This window comes from Kitasatospora sp. NPDC048662 (assembly GCF_055587065.1).
In genome coordinates this window covers 824,895-843,561 of record NZ_JBVJHA010000001.1, presented here as the reverse complement: position 1 = coordinate 843,561, position 18,667 = coordinate 824,895, and the positions used below count along the sequence as shown (strand labels likewise).

At 72.9% G+C, this 18,667-nt stretch carries 17 protein-coding genes; 10 read left to right on the top strand and 7 right to left on the bottom strand.

The window, feature by feature from the left end:
- Positions 1–45: 45 nt before the first annotated feature.
- The 3 genes from ACZ6R9_RS04095 to ACZ6R9_RS04085 all read left to right on the top strand — a co-directional run bounded on the left by ACZ6R9_RS04095 (position 46) and on the right by ACZ6R9_RS04085 (position 3,352).
- Entirely contained in the window at positions 46–570 is a 525-nt protein-coding gene (locus ACZ6R9_RS04095; RefSeq protein WP_380480388.1) for a hypothetical protein, read from the top strand.
- Positions 571–574: 4 nt separating this feature from the next.
- Positions 575–1,672, top strand: coding sequence for a COG1470 family protein (locus tag ACZ6R9_RS04090; RefSeq protein ID WP_465536399.1), 1,098 nt, complete (start codon positions 575–577; stop codon positions 1,670–1,672).
- Between the two features lie 222 nt (positions 1,673–1,894).
- Complete coding sequence (locus tag ACZ6R9_RS04085; protein ID WP_465536397.1) at positions 1,895–3,352, top strand: DUF2079 domain-containing protein; 1,458 nt, start codon at positions 1,895–1,897, stop codon at positions 3,350–3,352.
- A gap of 75 nt (positions 3,353–3,427) precedes the next feature.
- Here the strand turns inward: ACZ6R9_RS04085 and ACZ6R9_RS04080 are convergent, their stop codons facing one another.
- The 3 genes from ACZ6R9_RS04080 to ACZ6R9_RS04070 all read right to left on the bottom strand — a co-directional run bounded on the left by ACZ6R9_RS04080 (position 3,428) and on the right by ACZ6R9_RS04070 (position 7,807).
- Positions 3,428–3,991, bottom strand: coding sequence for a type III secretion system chaperone family protein (locus ACZ6R9_RS04080; RefSeq protein WP_380480394.1), 564 nt, complete (start codon positions 3,989–3,991; stop codon positions 3,428–3,430).
- Between the two features lie 195 nt (positions 3,992–4,186).
- The gene (gene clpB / locus ACZ6R9_RS04075) at positions 4,187–6,790 is read right to left on the bottom strand and encodes an ATP-dependent chaperone ClpB (RefSeq protein ID WP_380486181.1); all 2,604 of its coding nucleotides are present in this window, start codon (positions 6,788–6,790) and stop codon (positions 4,187–4,189) included.
- 87 nt (positions 6,791–6,877) lie between these two features.
- On the bottom strand, positions 6,878–7,807 hold the full coding sequence (locus tag ACZ6R9_RS04070; RefSeq protein WP_380486183.1) for a LysR family transcriptional regulator: 930 nt from the start codon (positions 7,805–7,807) through the stop codon (positions 6,878–6,880).
- A 70-nt stretch (positions 7,808–7,877) separates the two neighbouring features.
- Between ACZ6R9_RS04070 and ACZ6R9_RS04065 the strand changes: the two genes are divergently transcribed.
- From ACZ6R9_RS04065 to ACZ6R9_RS04040, 6 genes are all read left to right on the top strand, one after another.
- On the top strand, positions 7,878–8,987 hold the full coding sequence (locus ACZ6R9_RS04065) for a TDT family transporter (RefSeq protein WP_380486184.1): 1,110 nt from the start codon (positions 7,878–7,880) through the stop codon (positions 8,985–8,987).
- A gap of 640 nt (positions 8,988–9,627) precedes the next feature.
- Positions 9,628–10,632 (top strand): LuxR C-terminal-related transcriptional regulator, encoded by a 1,005-nt coding sequence (locus ACZ6R9_RS04060; protein WP_380486186.1) that lies wholly within the window; start codon positions 9,628–9,630, stop codon positions 10,630–10,632.
- The gene (locus ACZ6R9_RS04055) at positions 10,625–11,596 is read left to right on the top strand and encodes a helix-turn-helix transcriptional regulator (protein ID WP_465536393.1); all 972 of its coding nucleotides are present in this window, start codon (positions 10,625–10,627) and stop codon (positions 11,594–11,596) included. Before ACZ6R9_RS04060 ends, ACZ6R9_RS04055 begins: the two co-directional genes overlap by 8 nt.
- Positions 11,589–12,542 carry a LuxR C-terminal-related transcriptional regulator gene (locus ACZ6R9_RS04050; RefSeq protein ID WP_380486190.1) on the top strand — a complete coding sequence of 318 codons (954 nt, stop codon included), beginning with the start codon at positions 11,589–11,591 and terminating at the stop codon, positions 12,540–12,542. Before ACZ6R9_RS04055 ends, ACZ6R9_RS04050 begins: the two co-directional genes overlap by 8 nt.
- The gene (locus ACZ6R9_RS04045; RefSeq protein WP_380486192.1) at positions 12,535–13,488 is read left to right on the top strand and encodes a LuxR C-terminal-related transcriptional regulator; all 954 of its coding nucleotides are present in this window, start codon (positions 12,535–12,537) and stop codon (positions 13,486–13,488) included. Before ACZ6R9_RS04050 ends, ACZ6R9_RS04045 begins: the two co-directional genes overlap by 8 nt.
- Positions 13,489–13,546: 58 nt before the next feature.
- Positions 13,547–14,527, top strand: a complete 981-nt coding sequence (locus tag ACZ6R9_RS04040) for a LuxR C-terminal-related transcriptional regulator (RefSeq protein WP_380486194.1) — start codon at positions 13,547–13,549, stop codon at positions 14,525–14,527.
- Between the two features lie 7 nt (positions 14,528–14,534).
- On the opposite strand, the gene ACZ6R9_RS04035 is transcribed toward ACZ6R9_RS04040, so the two are convergent.
- On the bottom strand, positions 14,535–15,155 hold the full coding sequence (locus ACZ6R9_RS04035; protein ID WP_380486196.1) for a hypothetical protein: 621 nt from the start codon (positions 15,153–15,155) through the stop codon (positions 14,535–14,537).
- Between the two features lie 346 nt (positions 15,156–15,501).
- On the opposite strand from ACZ6R9_RS04035, the gene ACZ6R9_RS04030 reads away from it, so the two are divergent.
- Positions 15,502–15,663: a hypothetical protein gene (locus ACZ6R9_RS04030; RefSeq protein WP_380486199.1), complete on the top strand. Its 162-nt coding sequence runs from the start codon at positions 15,502–15,504 to the stop codon at positions 15,661–15,663.
- Positions 15,664–15,765: 102 nt separating this feature from the next.
- On the opposite strand, the gene ACZ6R9_RS04025 is transcribed toward ACZ6R9_RS04030, so the two are convergent.
- The 3 genes from ACZ6R9_RS04025 to dnaJ form a co-directional block, all read right to left on the bottom strand.
- Positions 15,766–16,773 (bottom strand): helix-turn-helix domain-containing protein, encoded by a 1,008-nt coding sequence (locus ACZ6R9_RS04025; protein ID WP_380486200.1) that lies wholly within the window; start codon positions 16,771–16,773, stop codon positions 15,766–15,768.
- Positions 16,774–16,977: 204 nt separating this feature from the next.
- A complete protein-coding gene (locus ACZ6R9_RS04020; protein WP_380486202.1) occupies positions 16,978–17,496 on the bottom strand; it encodes a heat shock protein transcriptional repressor HspR in 519 nt (172 codons plus the stop codon).
- Positions 17,497–17,503: 7 nt separating this feature from the next.
- A complete protein-coding gene (dnaJ, locus tag ACZ6R9_RS04015; protein ID WP_380486204.1) occupies positions 17,504–18,652 on the bottom strand; it encodes a molecular chaperone DnaJ in 1,149 nt (382 codons plus the stop codon).
- Positions 18,653–18,667: the final 15 nt, after the last annotated feature.

Genomic DNA, 18,667 nt, shown 5'->3' with positions numbered 1-18,667 from the left:
CCAACCCGGCAACTCTGTCCTCGGGGGACTACTCCAGGAGCTACTGTGCGTGCACGAATTCTGTCCATCGCGGCCGTGGCCGCCGCCCTCGCCATGACCCAGCCCGGCCTTGCCGGCGCCGTCGTCGAGGACGCCGACCCCAGCACCACCCTCACCTTCACGGTCACCTCCGGCGCGCTGACGCTGTCGGTACCGGCGGCCGCCACCCTCGGCTCGGGAGCGCCCGGCACCACGATCGGCGCACAGATCGGCCCCTGCACCGTCGTCGACGACCGCGCCCTGGCCTCGGCGAGCTGGACGGTGACCGCGTCGGAGACAGACTTCGTGAACGGCCCGTCGACGATTCCCGCCACCGACTCCACCTATGCGGTCGGATCGGTGACGACGACCGGCACCATCACCGTCACCCCGACCAACGTGACGCTGAGCAACTCCGCGCAGACGGTGCTCACCGGGACCGCCGGGGTCGGGGACAACACCGCGACCTGGGATCCGACCGTCAGCGTCCACGTACCCGCCTCGGCCGTCGGCGGGGTGTACACCGGCGTGCTGACCCAGTCCGTTGCCTGACGCGATGAAAGGTGCGCGCGGGTACTTGGTGCCGCTGATGCTGGCGGCCGTCGTGCAGGCGGCCGCGATGACGCCGGCCATGGCGGACGGGATGCCCTCCCCGGCGGTGGGCACGGCCGAACACGAGCAGCACGGGGAACGGACCCCGGAGCAGGGCCCGGAACAGCGGACCATCGGCATCAAGCTGCTCGACGCTCCGGAGGACCGCCGCGACGACCCCAGGGCGCAGGCGTACATCGTCGACCACCTCGCACCCGGCTCGACCATCGAGCGCCGGGTGGAGGTCAGCAACGAGTCGTCCACGCCGATGCACGTGGACGTCTACGCCGCGGCGGCCGCCATCACGAAGGGGCAGTTCACCTTCGCGCCGGACCGCACCCCCAACGAGCTGACCGGCTGGACGTCGCTCGACACCACCGGCCTCGACCTGGCGGCGCACGAGACGGCGCAGGTCCGCGCCACCGTCCAGGTGCCCAAGAACGCCTCCGCCGGCGAGCGGTACGGCGTCATCTGGGCGCAGACCGGCCGCCCCGAGGACCGCTCCGCGCAGGCCGGCCGGCCTGCGGACCGTTCGCACAATCTGACGATCCTGGGCCGGGTCGGCGTCCGGATGTACCTCGACGTCGGCCCGGGCGGTGAGCCGGCCTCGGACTTCGAGATCGAGCAGCTCACGCCGGCCCGGGGCCACGACGGGCGGGCGGAGCTGCACGCCCGGGTCCGCAACACCGGGGGCCGCGCCCTGGACATCGGCGGGACGCTCGCGCTCTCCGACGGGCCCGGCGGACTGCGCGCCGGACCCTTCTCCGCCAGGACCGGCACCGCCCTGGCCCCGGGCGAGAGCGCGGACGCGGTCGTCCCGCTGGACACCCGGGTGCCGGAGGGCCCGTGGAACGTGGAGCTCGCGCTCCGCAGCGGCGTGGTCGAGCACTCCGCGCGGGCCACCGTCACGTTCCCGGTGGCCCCCGGCGGCACCGGGGCGGTCACCGCGTCGGCCGCCCGGGCGGGGAGCTTCCCCACCCCGCTGGTCGGCGGGCTCTCGGTCCTCGCCCTCGCCGCGGTGGGCCTGCTGCTCCCCAAGTTCCGTCGCCGGAGCCGCCGCTGACGCCGGAGCGCCTGCTCGATCCGCACGGGCCGCGGCCGCGCCGGACACCGTCCGCCGGGGCCGCGGCCCGTGACTGTTCCTTGTCCGAACGGATCGTCCGTTCGCGAAGGCTGGTCTAGCCTGGCGCCACAGGGGTGATCCCCGTTCGGGGATCCGTGGGGCCGGGGGGAACCGGGCCCGCGTGGGGCTATCGGAAGTGAAGATATGGCGTCCGGAACAGTCGTGTCGTCGTCTCCCGTCCGGCTGAGCGGGGACGACGGGAGCCCGCCGGCCCGGTGGCGCGGGATCAGCTGGCCGCGGCTGCTGCCGTGGGGTCTGGCCGCCGGGTTCTTCGCGTTCTACGCGCTGTTCTGCCTGCGCCGCCACGGACTGCTCCTGACCACCGGGTACGACCTGGGGATATTCGAGCAGGCGGTGCGCAGCTACGCGCACTTCGAGCTGCCGGTCGCCCCGCTGAAGGGGGAGGGCTACAACCTGCTCGGCGACCATTTCTCGCCGATCCTGCTGGCGCTGGTGCCGTTCTACCTGGTGTGGCCGGGCGCCGAGACGCTGCTGCTCGGGCAGGCCGCCCTGCTGGCGCTGGCCGTGGTGCCGATCTCCCGTTGGGCGCAACGGGAGTTGGGCGCGGCGGCGGCCGTCGCGGTGGCGCTCGGGTACGGGTTCTCCTGGGGCGTCGGCTCGACGATCGGCTTCGACTTTCACGAGGTGGCCTTCGCGGCGCCGCTGCTGGCGTTCGCGGTGGTGGCGCTGGCGGAGCGGCGCTGGGTGGCCGCGGTCGCCTGGGCGGCGCCGCTCTGCCTGGTGAAGGAGGACCTCGGCCTCACCGTCGCCGTCATCGGCGGCTACGTGGCCTGGCGCGGGCCGCGGCGGCTCGGGGTGGTGACGATGGTGCTCGGCGTGCTGGCCAGCGCGCTGGAACTGCTGGTGCTGCTGCCGGCGATGAGTCCCAGTCACGCCTACAACTACTGGGACAACCTGGAGAGCCGGCCCGGCACCGAACCGGGCCTGTTGGAGCGGCTGTTGTCGGTGCCGGGGCATCTGGTGACCGCCACCGTCCAAGGGCAGTTGCTGTTCTTCCTGCTGGTCCCGACCCTGCTGCTGGCGCTGCGCTCGCCGCTGTTCCTGGTCGCCGTCCCGACGCTGGGCTGGCGGCTGCTCAGCAAGAACCCGATGTACTGGGGCACCCAGTACCACTACAGCGTGGTGCTGATGCCGATCGTGTTCGCCGCGTTCGTCGACGCGCTGATCCGGCTGCGGGCCGCGAAGCCGCACTGGGGCCGCTGGGCGACGGTGCCGTTCCTGGGCGGCAGCGTGGCCGTCACCGCGATGCTGTTCCCGCTCTTCCCGATGGCGCAGGCGACCGACGCGGGCTTCTACCGCAGCTCCGCGCACGTGCGGACGGTGCAGTCGGTGCTGGCCGACATACCGTCCGGCGCGCGGGTGGCGGCGGGCAACCGGCTGGTGCCTCAACTGACCAGCCGCTGCACGGTGTTCGAGTTCGGCTGGCCGAAGGACTGGCGCACCGCGGAGTGGGTGGTGGTGGACACCCGCAACCCGATGGGCTGGCCGCTGAACGGCGAGCAGGAGACCGAGCAGATAGCGAAGCTGCGCACGGAGGGCTTCCGGACGGTGCGGGAGGAGGACGGCGTCCTGCTGCTGCGCGCGCCGGTCGCCCCGTAGCCGTGCCAGGCGTGCGGAAGGGCCCGCCCACCGGGTCGGTGGGCGGGCCCTTCCGGGGTGCCAGGGGGCCGGGGATCAGGCCTCGTCGGCCGGGCCGTCCTCGCCGTCGGCGGGCTTCTCGTCCTCGACCTGCTCCTGCAGGCCCAGGCGCTCGACCATCCACTGCTCGAAACCGACCGCGGCCTGCGTCCAGTTGGCGGTGGTGCCGACGAAGTACTCCAGGCTGACGCCGTTGCCGACGATCATCTGGGACTCGCCGATCAGGCGGACCACGCCGTCCTCGTGGGTGTGGGTGTAGACCTTGGGCCACAGGGTCTCGCGGTTCCACTCGTCGATCAGGTCGAGGATCTCGCCCTTCTTCTCCAGCGGGAACGCACGGTCGTAGAAGGCGCGGACCGCGAACAGCTCCTTGTGGTCGCCGCGGAACATGTAGTAGACGCGGAAGTTCTCCCACGGGGCGGTGAGGTCGCCCTCCTCGTCCACCACGTGCTTGAGCTGCATCTGGTCGAGCAGCTGGGCGACCAGGTTCTGGTCCGGGACGATCACCGGCGGCGGCCCGGCCGGAGCGCCACCGGGCTGTCCGCCCTGCGGCGGCTGCGGCAGGCCGAAGGACGGGATGGACGACGGGTCGATGCTCACGGGGGTGTCCCTTTCACGGTGCACAAGGTCGGCTGCCGATTGGGGGCCGCCTTCTCATGTTTCCATCCTGCCTCATTCGCGGCTTCCGGCACAGAGTGACTCCGGGGTGTTCCCGCCTGGTCCCGGGGGGTGTACGGACGCCGGCGGGCGGAGCCGCGAGGGCTCCGCCCGCCGGCGAGGCGTCAGCTCGTCAACTCACTTCACCAGCGAGGGCTTCGGGCCGACGCTGAGCCGGTCGTTCGCCTCGTCCCGGTCGACCAGGACGGTGTCCCCGTCGTGGACGCGGCCGGAGAGGATCTCCTTGGCCAGCTGGTCGCCGATCGCGGACTGCACCAGGCGGCGCAGCGGGCGGGCGCCGTACGCCGGGTCGTAGCCGGTGAGCGACAGCCAGTCGCGGGCGGCCGGGGTGACGTCCAGGGTGAGCCGGCGCTCGTGCAGGCGGCGGGCCAGCGCGGCGACCTGGAGGTCGACGATCCGGCTGAGCTCGGCGGTGCCCAGCGGGTCGAAGACCACGATGTCGTCCAGCCGGTTGAGGAACTCCGGCTTGAACGCCTGCCGGACGGTCTCCAGCACCAGCTCCTTCTTGCGCTCCTGGGGGGTGGCCGGGTCGACCAGGTAGGGCGAGCCGAGGTTGGAGGTGAGGATCAGGATGGTGTTGCGGAAATCCACCGTGCGGCCCTGGCCGTCGGTGAGGCGGCCGTCGTCCAGCACCTGGAGCAGTACGTCGAACACCTCCGGGTGGGCCTTCTCCACCTCGTCCAGCAGCACCACGCTGTAGGGGCGGCGGCGGACCGCCTCGGTGAGCTGGCCGCCCTCCTCGTAGCCGACGTACCCGGGAGGGGCGCCGACCAGGCGGGAGACGGAGTGCTTCTCGCCGTACTCGCTCATGTCGATCCGGACCATCGCCCGCTCGTCGTCGAACAGGAAGTCGGCGAGCGCCTTGGCCAGTTCGGTCTTGCCGACGCCGGTCGGGCCGAGGAACAGGAACGAGCCGGTCGGGCGGTCCGGGTCGGCGATGCCGGAGCGGGTGCGGCGCACCGCGTCGGACACCGCCTGGACGGCCTCCCGCTGGCCGATCAGGCGCCTGCCCAACTCGTCCTCCATACGCAGGAGTTTGGCGCTCTCGCCCTCCAGCAGTCGGCCGGCCGGAATGCCCGTCCAGGAGGAGACCACGTCGGCCACGTCGTCCGGGCCGACCTGCTCCTTGACCATGGTGGTGTTCGGCTCGTCCGCCGCGCGCTCCTGAGCCTCCGCCAACTCGCGCTCGGCGGCGGGGATTTCGGCGTACATCAGCTTGGACGCGCGCTCGAAGTCGCCGTCGCGCTGGGCGCGGTCGAGGGAGCCGCGCAGGTCGTCGAGGCGCTCCTTGAGCTCGCCGACCCGGTTCAGCGACTTCTTCTCCTGCTCCCAGCGGGCGTTGAGGGTGCTGAGCTGCTCCTGCTTGTCCGCCAGGTCGCGGCGGAGCCGGCCGAGCCGCTCGACGGAGGCCGGGTCGGACTCCTTGTCCAGCGCCAGCTCCTCCATCCGCAGCCGGTCCACGGCGCGCTGGAGCTCGTCGATCTCGACCGGGGAGGAGTCGATCTCCATCCGCAGCCGGGACGCCGACTCGTCGACCAGGTCGATCGCCTTGTCGGGCAGGAAACGGGAGGTGATGTACCGGTTGGACAGGGTGGCGGCGGCGACCAGCGCGGCGTCGGTGATCTCCACCTTGTGGTGCGCCTCGTAACGGCCCTTGAGCCCGCGCAGGATGGCGATGGTGTCCTCGACGGTGGGCTCGCCGACCAGCACCTGCTGGAAACGGCGCTCCAGGGCCGGGTCCTTCTCGATCCGCTCGCGGTACTCGTCCAGCGTGGTGGCACCGACCATGCGCAGCTCGCCGCGGGCCAGCATCGGCTTGAGCATGTTGCCCGCGTCCATCGAGGAGTCGCCGCCGGCGCCCGCGCCGACCATGGTGTGCAGCTCGTCGATGAAGGTGATGACCTGGCCGTCGGAGTCCTTGATGTCGTTCAGGACGGCCTTCAGCCGCTCCTCGAACTCGCCGCGGAACTTGGCGCCCGCGACCATCGCCGCCAGGTCGAGCGCGACCAGGCGCTTGCCGCGCAGCGACTCCGGCACGTCACCGGCGACGATGCGCTGCGCCAGGCCCTCGACCACGGCGGTCTTGCCGACGCCGGGCTCGCCGATCAGCACCGGGTTGTTCTTGGTGCGGCGGGAGAGCACCTGCACCACCCGGCGGATCTCCTGGTCGCGGCCGATCACCGGGTCGAGCTTGCCGTCCCGGGCGGCCTGGGTGAGGTCGGAGCCGTACTTCTCCAGCGCCTTGTAGGTGCCCTCCGGGTCCGGCGAGGTGACCCGGGCGCTGCCCCGGACGTCCTTGAACGCGGCGAGCAGGGCCTTCGGGGTGGCGCCGTGCTGCTTCAGCAGGTCGGCGACCGCGCCGCCCTCGGCGGCCAGGCCGACCATCAGGTGCTCGGTGGAGACGTACTGGTCGTCCAGATCGGCGGCGCGCTTGCCGGCCTCCTCCAGCACCGCGAGGGTGTCCCGGGCGAGCTGGGGGGCGGCCACCGTGGAGCCCTGGGCGGCGGGCAGCGCGGCGGCCTGCCGGCGGGCCTCGGCGGCGATCGGCGCCGCGTCCGCCGCGACGGCCTTGAGCAGCGGGCGGGCCAGGCCCTCCGGCTGGTCGAGCAGCGCCAGCAGGATGTGCACCGGCTTGACGTCGGGGTTCCCCGCGGCGCCGGCCTGGCGGATGGCGGAGGACAGGGCCTCCTGCGTCTTGCTGGTGAACTTACTGGCGTCCACTGCGGGCATACCCCTCTCGTCTTCGGGACCTCGGCCTCGTGACCAAGTCTGCTGACTACAGCATGCACTAAGTTGAGTCTATTCCGCTCAACTTTTTTTCGGAGCCTGCCCGGCCGCCGCCCCGCGGGTCAGCCCGAGCAGCAGCCGGGCCGGCCCGGCCGGGCGCTGACCGGCGGGCCAGACCGCGCGCAGCGGGCGCTGCAGATCCAGCCCGGCCAGCGGGACGGCGACCAGTCGGCGGGTGGCCAGCTCCTCGGTGACGGCCAGCTCGCTCAGGCAGACCGGGCCGGCGCCGGTCATCGCGGCGGCCTTCAGCGCCGTCGAGGAGGCCAGCTCCAGCCGGGGCGCGGCCGGCCCGCCGTACGGGGCGAGGGCCTCCTCCAGCACCTCCCGGGTGCCGGAGCCGACCTCGCGCAGCACCAGCGGGGTGGCGGCCAGCTCGGGGCCGGTGACGGGGGTGCGGCGGCGGGCCCAGCGGTGCTCGGGGGAGACCACCACCACCAGCCGGTCCGCGGCGACCACCGCGCCGGACAGGCCGGGCGGGGTGGAGGTGCCCTCGACGAAACCGAGGTCGGCCTCCCCGGCCAGCACCCGGGCGGCGACGTCCGCGGAGTTCGCGGTGCGCAGCGTGACGGCCGTGCCCGGGCTGGCCTCGTTCAGCGCCAGCAGCCAGCCGGGCATCAGGTACTCGGCGACGGTCAGGCTGGCTACCACCCGCAGCCGGGCGTCCCGGCGTTCGCGCAGCGCGTCGATCCCGGCGTCCAGCGCCTGGGCGGCCTCCACCACCTGCCGGGCCCACTCGACCACCAGCCGGCCCGCCTCGGTGGGCCGGGAGCCGCGCGGGGAGCGCTCCAGCAGGGCCACCCCGATCTGCCGTTCCATCCCCTTGATCCGGGCGCTGGCGGCGGGCTGGCTGACGCCCAGCTCGGCCGCGGCCCGGCCGACGCTGCCCAGCCGGGCCACCGCGAGCAGCAGCTCCAGGGCGCCGAGTTCCGGGACGTGCGGGGAGAGAGCCATAGGCCCAGGCTATGTCCTCATAGCGGAGCCCCCGCTACCGCCGCCCCACCCGCCCGGGGACGGTGGTGCCATGGCAACCCTCCTCGCGCCGAAGACCCGCCCGCACCCCCCCGGCCCGCCCGCGCTGTCCAAGCTCGGGCCCAACTGGTACGCCGCCGTGATGGGCACCGCGATCACCGGCAACGGCGCCGCCGCGCTGCCGATCGACCTGCCGGGCCGGCTCGTCCTCGCCGAGGCGGTGTGGACGCTGTCGCTGCTGCTGCTCGCCGTCCTGCTGGCGGCCCGCGCCGTGCACCTGGTGCGCCACCGCGAGCAGGCCCGCCGCACCCTGCTGGAGGAGCCGTCCGCCGCGGTGTTCTACGGCTGCCCGCCGATGGCGCTGCTGGCCGTCGGCTACGGCGCGCTGGCGGTCGGCGGGCCGGTGATCGGCGAGCGGGCCGGGCTGGCGCTGGACGTGCTGCTGTGGAGCGCCGGGACGCTGTACGCGCTCGTGGTGGCGGCCGGGCTGCCGTACCTGATGATCACCCGGCACCGGTTGTCCGCGCTGGAGGCCAACCCGACCTGGCTGCTGCCGGTGGTCGCCCCGATGGTGGCCGCCGCGCTCGGCCCCGCGCTGGTGCCGCACCTGCCGGAGGGGGCGGCCCGGCAGGCGCTGCTGTACGGGTGCGTGGCGATGTTCGGGGCCAGCCTGCTGGCCACGCTGGCGCTGCTGCCGGTGGTGTTCGGCGGGCTGGTGCACAGCAAGCTGCCCACGGTGGTGCTCACGCCGTCGCTGTTCCTGGTGCTCGGCCCGCTCGGCCAGTCCACCACCGCCGTCCACCAGTTCGCCGACGCGCTGCCGCTCGCGCTGCCGGGCGCCGGGCCGCAGGGGGCGGCGGTGGCCCGCGGCCTGGCGGAGGTCTACGGCGTCGCGGTGATGGGGTTCGCGCTGCTGTGGCTGGCCGTGGCGCTGGTCGCCAACCTGCGGGCGCTGCGCGCCGGCATGCCGTTCGCGATGACCTGGTGGGCGTTCACCTTCCCGGTCGGCACGCTCGTCACCGGCGCGTCCGCGCTGGCCCGGCACACCGGGTTCGGCGGCTTCACGGGGCTGGCCGCCGCGCTGTGGCTGCTGCTGTTCACCGCCTGGGCGGTGGCCTCGGTGCGCACCCTGGCGGGGCTGCGGGCCGGACGGCTCCCGTAGGGCCTGCCCGTCGAGGGCCCATTCGGGCCGGGTGATCCGGGTGCGGGCCATTCCGGATCGGTGGATTCGGCGAAGGATTGTGGAATTCTCGGCGACGGCAGTGACATTTCCGCGCTCCGTGACGCCACCGGCCCGGCGGCGTCGCGGAGCGTGCCGAATGCCTGTTCGGGGAGGGGGGCAATGTCGAGAAATAGAGGATTTCGGTCACTCGATCGGGTGGTTTGCTGCAGGTTCCTGCACTTGCGGGAACCTGCAGCCGGAGAGCACTTGTTCGGCGTTCCCCGCGCTGTGAGGGTGTAGACACGCCAAGTCGTCCCGGGCCGCCGCAGCCCGAGCCGGCGACTTGCTCTTCGTGTGGGGGGCGACAGGTGCGTTCGTATCTGCGCAACGGGGGGAAGAGCACCGGCCCGGACGCCATGTGTGGTGATGGCCGACGGATCGGTATCGGTGAGGCGTTGCTGCTCCGCCTCGCCGAAAGCGCCTTGACGCTTGGCGTGACACGAGCGGGTCCTCCGGGTCCCGGGTGCCTTTGGCGCCCGCCCCGGGGGACACGCCCGTCTGCGGGGACTCCCGCCGCCGAGCCGGCCGGCCCTGCTGAGATCATCATCCGCAACGGAGGAAGACGGCAGGAGAGCTCGACGTGGCTGCGGACCACCCGAAGTCCGACCCGGACGACACACTCCCGGAGGACGACGCCTCCCGGCTGTACCTCGCCATCCTGAACGCCGGCGGTCGCATTCCGCTCGACGAGCCGGAACTGCCCGGCTCCGACTTCGCCCCCGAACGCCAACGCGCCCTGCTGGAGCAGCTGGTGGCCATCGGGCTGGTGATGCCCAACCGCATCGACGGGTGCTACGTCGCGGTCAGCCCGCGCGCCGTCGCCGAACGCCTCGGCGCCGACCTGCGCGCCCAGGCCACCCGGCTGCTGCTCGACGCCGACCGGCTGCCCACCGCCCTCGACCCGCTCGCCCGCGCCTACGACGCCGTCCCCCGGCCCGCCGACCGGGCCCGGCAGGCGGTCTACGTGGACGGCCAGGAGAGCATCCGGCTGCGGATCGCCCAGCTGATCTCCGACTGCCGGCTCGAACTGCTCAGTGCCCAGCCCGGCCTGCGCCCGCCCGCCGTCCTCGAACTCGCCCACACCCAGGACCAGTTGATGCTCCGCCGGGGCGGTACCATGCGCACCCTCTACCAGCCGGTCGCGCTCACCGAGGAGAGCGCCGTCCGGCACGCCACCGCGATGGCCGAGCAGGGCGCCCAACTGCGGGTCCTGGACGAGCCGTTCCTGCGCGTGATCGTCATCGACCGGCGGATCGCCGTGATCCCCGCCGCCGACGACCACAGCCGCGCCGCCTTCGTCGAGGACCCCGCCGCCATCGCCTACCTGGTGGCCGGCTTCGAACGCGACTGGGCCCGGGCCGACCAGGTCCACTGGAACAGCCTCGACGGCCGCACCCTCACCCGCACCGTCACCCACCGGGTCGGCCGGATGCTCGCCCAGGGCCTCACCCAGCGCGCCGTCGCCACCCGGCTCGGCCTGTCCGAACGCACCGTGGCCGGCCACATCTCCCGGCTGCGCGAACTGCACAACGCCCAAACCCTGTTCCAGCTCGGCTGGTTGATGAGAGGCGGCGGACGTGGCTGACCCCGCCCCCGGACCTCCACCGGTCGACGACCTCGCCCAACGCCTCTACCTGAAGATCCTCGACGTCGGCGGCCGGATCGCCGCCGACCGGATCACCGACCCGCAGCGGCCCGCGCTCGCCGAACTGCTGCGCACCGGCCTGCTGGTCTCCGACGGCCTGGACGGCGCCTACCTGGCCGTCGATCCGCGCTTCGTCGCCGAGCGCCTCGGTGCCGGGATGAACACCGAGGCCGCCCGCCTGCTCAACCGCGCCGAATGCCTGCCCGGCCGCCTCGACCCGCTGATCACCGCCTACGAGAGCCACTCCCGCCCGATCGAACCCGCCGGCTGCGACATCCAGGTGATCGGCCGCGACCACATCCGGCGGCGGATCGCCCAACTCGCCGCCGACTGCCGCGAGGAGGCCCTCACCACCCAGCCCGGAGAGGTCCCCCCGGGCGTCCTGGACGCCTCGCTGCACCAGGAGCTCCCGGTGCTGCGGCGCGGCTGCCGGATCCGCGCCCTGTACCGGCCCGGCATGCTCGCCGACCCCGCCGCGATCCGCTACGCCGCCGCCTTCACCGAGGCCGGCGGTGAGATCCGGCTGCTCGACGAACCCTTCCAGCGCGCCATGGTCTTCGACCGCTGCACCGCCGTCGTCCCCGCCGCCGAGGACCACAGCCGGGCCGCGCTGATCCTCGACTCCGCCACCGTCGCGATGATCGTGGCCGGCTTCGAACGCGACTGGGGCCGCGCCGAACGCGTCCGCTGGGACCTGCTGCTGGACACCGCCCCCACCCGCACCGCCGCCGACCAGGTCGCCCGGCTGCTCGCCACCGGCCTCACCCAGCGCGCCATCGCCACCCGCCTCGGCCTGTCCGAACGCACCGTCGCCGCCCACATCTCCCGCCTGCGCGACCAGCACGGCGCCGACACCCTCTTCCAGCTCGGCTGGCTGATGCGCGGGGGCGAGGACCGTGACTGAACCGGACACCGTCCCCCCGACCGAGGCCGAACGGGCGCTCTACCTCGCGGTCCTGAGGGCCGGCCGGGTCTCGCTGCGCGAGGTGGTGGAACAGGACGCGCACGCGGCCGCCCGGCTGCTGGAGCTGGGGCTGCTGGAGCACTACGTGGTGGACGGCTGGGTGGCGGCCGTCAGCCCGCGCGTGGTCGGCACCCGGCTGGGCGCCACCCTGCGGGAGCACGGCACCGGCCTGCTCGCCCGGGCCGACCGGACGGCGGCCGGCTTCGACGAGCTGGCCGAGTCCTACGACGCCGCGCAGCGGCGCACCGAACCGGTCGCCGGGATCGCCCACCTGGCCAGCGTCCAGCAGGTCCGGCTCCGCCTGCTGGAGATCGAGGCCGCCTACCGGGAGGAGGGCCTGGCCGCCCAGCCGGGACCGCGCCCTCCCGAGTTCCTGGAGGACAGCTCCCGGCTGCACAAGGCGCTGGCCCGCGGAGCCGTCATCGACATCCTCTACCAGCCACTCACCCGGCACGCCCCGCACACCGTCGCCTACGCGGCCGAGGCCACCGGCTGGGGCGTGCGCCTGCGGGTCCTGGACGAGCCGTTCGCCCGAATGATGATCTTCGACCGGCGGGTGGCGGTCATCTCCGCGTCCACCGAGACCCTCGCCGCCGCCTTCATCGAGGACCCCGCCGTGGTGGACCACCTGGTCGCCGTCTTCCAGCGCGACTTCGCCCGCGCCGTCCGGGTCCCCTGGCGCGACCTGGCGGGCCAACAGCTCCCCGAAACCCCCCGCCGGATCGGCGAACTGCTCGCCACCGGCCTCACCCAGCGCGCCGTCGCCTCCCGCCTGGGCCTGTCCGAACGCACCGTCGCCGCCCACATCGCCCGCCTGCGCGAGCGCTACGACGCGGAGACGCTGTTCCAGCTCGGCTGGCTGATGCGGGACGGCGCGCGTGGCTGACCGGCTGCCGGACGAGCACGAGCGGGCGCTGTACCGCCACGTGCTGGAGCAGGGCGGGCAGGTGATGTTCCGTGAGGCGATGCAGCAGAACGCCGCCGCCACCCTGCGGCTGATCGAACTCGGCCTGCTGATCCATGACGCCGTCGACGAGTCGCTGAGCGCCGTCAACCCCCGTGCGCTGGCCGACCGGCTGAGCGCCGGCCTGCGGGAGGCGGCGATCCGCACGCTGGCGAGCTCGCAGCGGGCCCCGGCCCAGCTGGAGGACCTGGTGCACGCCTACGACCAGGCCCCGCGCCGCCCCGACCGGTCGCACGCGGTGGAGCGGGTGAACCACCGTCTGCAGATCCGGCACCGGATCATGCAGATCGAGTCCGAGATGCACGAGGAGACGATCGCCGCCCAGCCCGGCGGCGCCCGCCCGGTCGGGCAGATGCGGCAGGCCCTGACGCGTTCGCTGGACTTCCTGGCCCGGGGCATCGCCCTGCGCACCCTCTACCAGCCGGGCGCGCTCACCGATCCGCCGACCGCCGACTACGCCGCGACGGTCTCGGCCGCCGGCGAGCGGATCCGGGTCCTGGACGAGCCGTTCCGAAAGATGCTGATCTTCGACCGGCGGATCGCCATCATCAGCGCCTCACCGGACGACAACCAGGCCGCCTTCGTCGAGGACCCGGCCGTCCTGGCCACCCTGATCGACCTGTTCGAGCGGGACTGGACACGCGCCGCCCGGATCGACTGGCACGCCCTGGCCGGCCGCCCGCGCGGCACCGGCGTCCCGAAAGAGGTCGGCACCCTGCTCGCCCAGGGCCTCACCCAGCGCGCCATCGCCTCCCGGCTCGGCCTGTCGGAACGGACGGTGGCCGCCCACATCGCCCGGCTGCGCGAGCTCTACGATGCGGAGACCCTGTTCCAGCTCGGCTGGCAGCTGCGCGGAGCGCCTCAATGACCGATCGGAACCGACCGCCCGGGCGCCGCACCGGAGCGGCCCGGAAGGAGTGGGACCTGTGAGCGAGCCGAACGGAGCCGCCCTGCCGACCGGGCCCGAGCGGCGGCTGTACCAGCAGATCCTGGACCAGGGCGGCCGGGTGGCCTTCCGCGAGGCGGTCGAACAGGACTCGGCGGGGGTGCTGCGGCTGCTGGAACTCGGGCTGCTGGCGCACGACGTGGCCGACCAGTCGCTGACGGCGGTCAACCCCCGCACGGTCGGCGACCGGATCAGCGCCGAACTCCGCGCCGAGGGCACCCGGATGCTGCTGCGCGCCGAGGAGATGCCCGCCCTGCTGGAGGACCTCACCCGCGCCTACGACGCCACCCCGCGCCGCGCGGACCGCTCCAGCGTGGTGCAGCACGTCGAACGCACCGACCGGATCCGGGAGCGGGTGCGGGAGCTGGAGAGCGAGGCGGCCGAGGAGGTGCTCGCCCTGCACCCCGGCGGGATGCTCCCGGGCGACCTCCAGGCCGACTCCCTGGAGCGCGTCCGCTGCTTCCTGACCGGCGGCGCCGTGCTGCGCACGGTCTACGAGCCGGCCGCGCTGCTCGACGAGGCCACGGTGCGCTGGGCGGAGGCCGTCACCGGGTGGGGCGGACGGTTCCGCACGCTGAGCGAGCCGTTCAGCCGGATGACGATCTACGACCGCCGGGTCGCCGTCGTCCCGGCGGCGGCGGACAACTCCAGCGCCGCGCTGGTCGAGGACCCGGCGGTGGTCGCGTTCCTGGTCGCCGCCTTCGAGCGGGACTGGGAGCGGGCCGAGCGGGTCCGCTGGCGCTCGGCCGACCGCGAGTGCGAGAGCGTCGTCCCGGTCCACGAACAGGTCGGCCGCCTGCTCGCCCAGGGGCTGACGCAGCGTTCGATCGCCTCCCGCCTCGGGCTGTCGGAGCGGACCGTGGCGGGTCACATCTCCCGGCTGCGCGAACTGCACGACGCGGAGACGCTGTTCCAACTGGGCTGGCAGATGCGGGCGTCCGAAGGCCCGGCGGCGGGCTGACCGGCCGTCAGCCGGTGGCGATCTCCGGGGACCAGAAGCCGTACGGGCCGGCGTGCTCGCGGCGCGTCCGCGGGAACTGCTCGCCCGGTGCGGTCCAGAAGCCGCTGCGCAGCGACAGCGCCATGCCGGCCCAGTCCAGCGCGGTCTCCACGGTGTGGTGCAGCGCCTCCTGCGACCAGGTGTCGTCGAACACCAGCGGCAGCACGGGGGAGACCTGCTCGATGGTGGCGATCAGCGGGTTGTGGGTGATCGCCTCGTCCACCAGCAGCACGATCGGCTTGCGCAGCGCCGACGCCCAGCCCAGCTCCAGGCTGACCCCGGCGGACAGCGGGGCACCGACGTACGCGAACACCAGGTCCGCGCTCTGCATCGCCCGGAAGTCCGAGGGCACGCGCTGCTCCGGCGCCCGGCCGGCCACCGTCCACGCGTCGCTGTGGTGGGCGCTGTACACCGCGGCCCCGCTGCGCAGCAGCGTGCTCCGCAGGGTGGTCAGCCTGGTGCGGCTGGCCAGCGTCACCACGCTGTCCGCCGGCCCGGTCAGCCGCATCAGGGGTGCGGCGAGGAAGACCCGTGCGCGCCGCCCTTCGCTGCTCGCGGACGTCTGGTGCTGCAGTTCGGACTCTCTCATCTGTCAGCTCCGGGGACAGGCCGTCCGGATGATCGAGTGCCGGCGGCGGTGTGGTCAGTGGCTGCTCAAGCTGAAGCTTGGGGTGCATTGTTGAACTGGGAATTGATGGTGCATTGGCAAGTGTGGTCGGCTTGCCGGCCCATTGAGAGCGAACTGATCGTCCATCGTGACCTGCGGTTGCGTCCAGGGTTGTCCGGTGGCATGTGGATGCCTGGCAGCGAGATGACGCACCGGGGCAGCCTGGCCTCTTGGCGGAGTTGAGCGAACTGCGGCACTATTGGTGCCGATTGAGCCTCGAATTCGGTTCAACGACAAGAACGGGGACAGGGGAGGTTGTATGTCTCGCATGAGGCGTTTTGTCCGGAAGGCACTGATTCCGCTGGCAGTCGGCGCGGCGGTTCTGGCCGGTGTCGCGCTCAGCGGTTCCAACACGGGAACGGCGGCGGAAAACGGCGCCGTCGCGAAGGCGTCCACGGCGGCTTCCGCTCTGGACATCGGCTGGGCCTGAGTCATTCGGTGTGCTTGTGGCGTCCCGGACAGGGGACCGAGTCCGGCGGCCGATAAGGCCGTACGGATGCCGGGATGACCACAAGACCGGGGGCGCGTCCGATCACTCGCCCGGGAGCTGGGAGGCGGCCGACGCCTGGGCGAGTACGTAACCGAGCTGGAAGAGGGAGTCGACGTTGTAGTCCTCCCGCATTTCCGCGATATGGCGTGCCAGAGTTCGTTCGCTGATGCCGAGCCGTCGCGCTATGACGCGGTGGTTCGTGCCCGCCAGTAGCAGTTCGATAATGGTCTGGCGCAGCCGTGAAACCACCTGTTGGGGTACGGAGCGATCGCCGTCGAAGGTGAGCGCCCGGTTCCAACTCGGTTCGAAAACGGCGTCCGTGAGATAGGCGGCGATGGCCGGTTCGTGGATGAACGCCGCCAGGCCCATGTCGTCGCCCACCGGGATGACGGCGAGGCGGCGGTCGAGCACGATCAGCCGGCCGTACGGCTCGTCGAGCGTGCGGTACTGCCCGCCGGCCTTGGTCAGCTTGGCGACGTAATCGCGGGTGGGCTGATGGTAGCGGGTGCTCGCGTGGTAGATGGTGCGCATCGTGGTGCCGCGGCTCAGGCTGCTGAGATCGCGCTCGAAGGTGGCATCCAGCAATTCCGGCGGGCGGGGGCCACCGGGCTGGAGGGCGAGCGCCTCCTTCATTCCGGAATCGACGTACTGCTGGATCTTCTGATTGATGAGCACCTTCCCGCGGACGTACTCGATCGAGCCGCCGAGGTCGGCGGGCGAGTGGTACGCCTGGAAAAGGTCGTGGAATTCGGTCGGCAGGGAAATCGTCCGGGACAGCAGGTCCAAAGCCTGTCGTTGCCAGGTATTTGCCAAACCGGCGGCGAGCTGGGTCGGGTCGACTGCGATCAGATGGCCGGCCTCGGTGGTGTCCGGAACCAGCAGTCCGAGTCCGACGAGTTCGGCCAATGCCGCCGCTTCCACCGGGTCGGCGGCTGATTGCGGGTGCTGCCCGCCGGCCCGGACCACCCTCAGGTACAGGTCACGGGCTTCCGCGGTCAGGACCGTGGTCGTCCCCGCCGCCACGGAGCCGAATGGAGCCTTTCCACTCATTTGCGGCTCCTCGCCGTCGCTTCGATCACACCGGGGATCCTCCTTGTCAGGATTCCAGGCGGCAAGTCTTTTGTCGAAGAGCTGGAGGGACGGCCCGGTCCGACCCTCCGGATTCGATCCAGGGGAACTCTCTCACGGAACCGCGAACCGCCGGCACCCCGCGTCGGATCGGGGTGCCGGCGGTCGGTGACCGGAGGGCCGGATTCAGCGCTTGGGACGCCAGACCACCAGCGCGCTGGACTGCTGGACCTGCTGGTAGGGCACCAGGTCGCGGCGGTAGGAGGCGTGCACGGCGGCCTCGCGCTGCTGGAGCGTGGCGGCGGCGCCCTCCAGGGCGTCGACCAGCTCGGAGACCCGGGACTGCAGCGCGGCGACCTGGTTCTCCAGTTCGATGATCCGCTTGATTCCGGCCAGGTTGATGCCCTCGTCCTGGGAGAGCCGCTGGACCTCGCGCAGCTGCTGGATGTCGCGGGCGGAGTAGCGCCGCCCGCGCCCGGCGGTGCGGTCGGGGCAGACCAGGCCGAGCCGGTCGTACTGGCGCAGGGTCTGCGGGTGCAGACCGGAGAGCTCGGCGGCCACCGAGATCACGTAGACCGGGGTGTCCTCGGTGAGGATGTACGTCGGCGGGCCGGCGGGGCGGCGGCCCGCGCCGGGCAGGCCCTCGCCGATGCCGGCGCCGATCCGGCCCTCGGCGCCGCGCGGGCTGTCGGGGTGGGGACTCATCGGGGTCTCACGCTCCCTCCGCCGCCTTGAACAGGGCGGCTCGCGGGTCGTCCGAGGCGGTGGCCTCGCGGTACTGCTCCAGTGCGCTCAGGGCGTCGCCGCTGACGATCTTGGGTACGGCGACCTCGACAGTGACCAGCAGATCTCCACGGGTGCCGTCCTTGCGGGTGGCGCCCTTGCCGCGGGCCCGCATGGTCAGGCCGTTGGCGCTGCCCGGGGGCAGCTTGAGCTTCACGGCCGGTCCGTTCAGGGTCGGCACCTCGATGGTGCCGCCGAGTGCGGCCTCGGGGAAGCTGACCGGCACCGTCACGGTGAGGTTGTCACCCTTGCGCCCGAACACCGGGTGCGAGTCGACGTGCACAGTGACGTACAGGTCGCCGGGCTGGCCGCCGCGCTCGCCCTGGGCGCCCTTGCCCTTGAGCCGGATGCGCTGGTTGTCCTGCACGCCGGCCGGGATCCGGACCTGCATGGTGCGGGCCGAGGAGGCCCGGCCGCTGCCGTGGCAGACGGTGCACGGGTCGTCGACGATCATGCCGCGGCCCTTGCAGTCCCGGCAGGGCTCGGAGAGCGCGAACGCGCCCTGGCCCCGGCTGACGGTGCCCGCGCCGACGCAGGTCGGGCAGACCCGGGGGGTGGTACCGGTCTTGGCGCCGGTGCCGGCGCAGGCCCGGCAGGCGGCCTGGGAGGTCATCCGCAGCGGCACCGTCGCGCCGTCCACGGCCTCCTCGAAGTTCAGGGTGACCTCGGTCTCGACGTCCGCGCCGCGGCGCGGCTGCGCGGTCTGCCGGCCGCCGCGGTTGAACAGGCCGCCGAACACGTCGCCGAGCCCGCCGCTGCCGCCGGCCCCGCCGTTGAACAGGTCGCCGAAGTCGAAGCCGCCGGCGCCGCCCGCGCCGCCGCCCGGCCGGAAGCCGCCGCCGGCGAACAGCGAGCGCGCCTCGTCGTACTCCTTGCGGCGCTTCTCGTCGGAGAGCACGTCGTACGCCTCGGAGATGTCCTTGAACCGCTCCTCGGCCTTGGCATCGCCCTTGTTGGCATCCGGGTGGAACTCCCGGGCCAGCTTGCGGTAGGTCTTCTTGATCTCGGCGGCGGTGGCGTCCTTGGGCACGCCGAGGACCTTGTAGTAGTCCTTCTCCACGTAGTCCTTAGCGCTCATGGCCTTTGACCGCCA

What these genes read in the sequence shown, in the direction of transcription:
- ACZ6R9_RS04090 (WP_465536399.1), top strand. Translation starts at nt 575, where the DNA reads ATGAAAGGTGCGCGCGGGTACTTGGTGCCGCTGATGCTGGCGGCCGTC.
- ACZ6R9_RS04020 (WP_380486202.1), bottom strand. Translation starts at nt 17,496, where the DNA reads ATGAGTCCCCACCCCGACAGCCCGCGCGGCGCCGAGGGCCGGATCGGC.
- ACZ6R9_RS04035 (WP_380486196.1), bottom strand. Translation starts at nt 15,155, where the DNA reads ATGAGAGAGTCCGAACTGCAGCACCAGACGTCCGCGAGCAGCGAAGGG.
- ACZ6R9_RS04025 (WP_380486200.1), bottom strand. Translation starts at nt 16,773, where the DNA reads ATGAGTGGAAAGGCTCCATTCGGCTCCGTGGCGGCGGGGACGACCACG.
- ACZ6R9_RS04030 (WP_380486199.1), top strand. Translation starts at nt 15,502, where the DNA reads ATGAGGCGTTTTGTCCGGAAGGCACTGATTCCGCTGGCAGTCGGCGCG.
- ACZ6R9_RS04070 (WP_380486183.1), bottom strand. Translation starts at nt 7,807, where the DNA reads ATGGCTCTCTCCCCGCACGTCCCGGAACTCGGCGCCCTGGAGCTGCTG.
- ACZ6R9_RS04065 (WP_380486184.1), top strand. Translation starts at nt 7,878, where the DNA reads ATGGCAACCCTCCTCGCGCCGAAGACCCGCCCGCACCCCCCCGGCCCG.
- dnaJ (WP_380486204.1), bottom strand. Translation starts at nt 18,652, where the DNA reads ATGAGCGCTAAGGACTACGTGGAGAAGGACTACTACAAGGTCCTCGGC.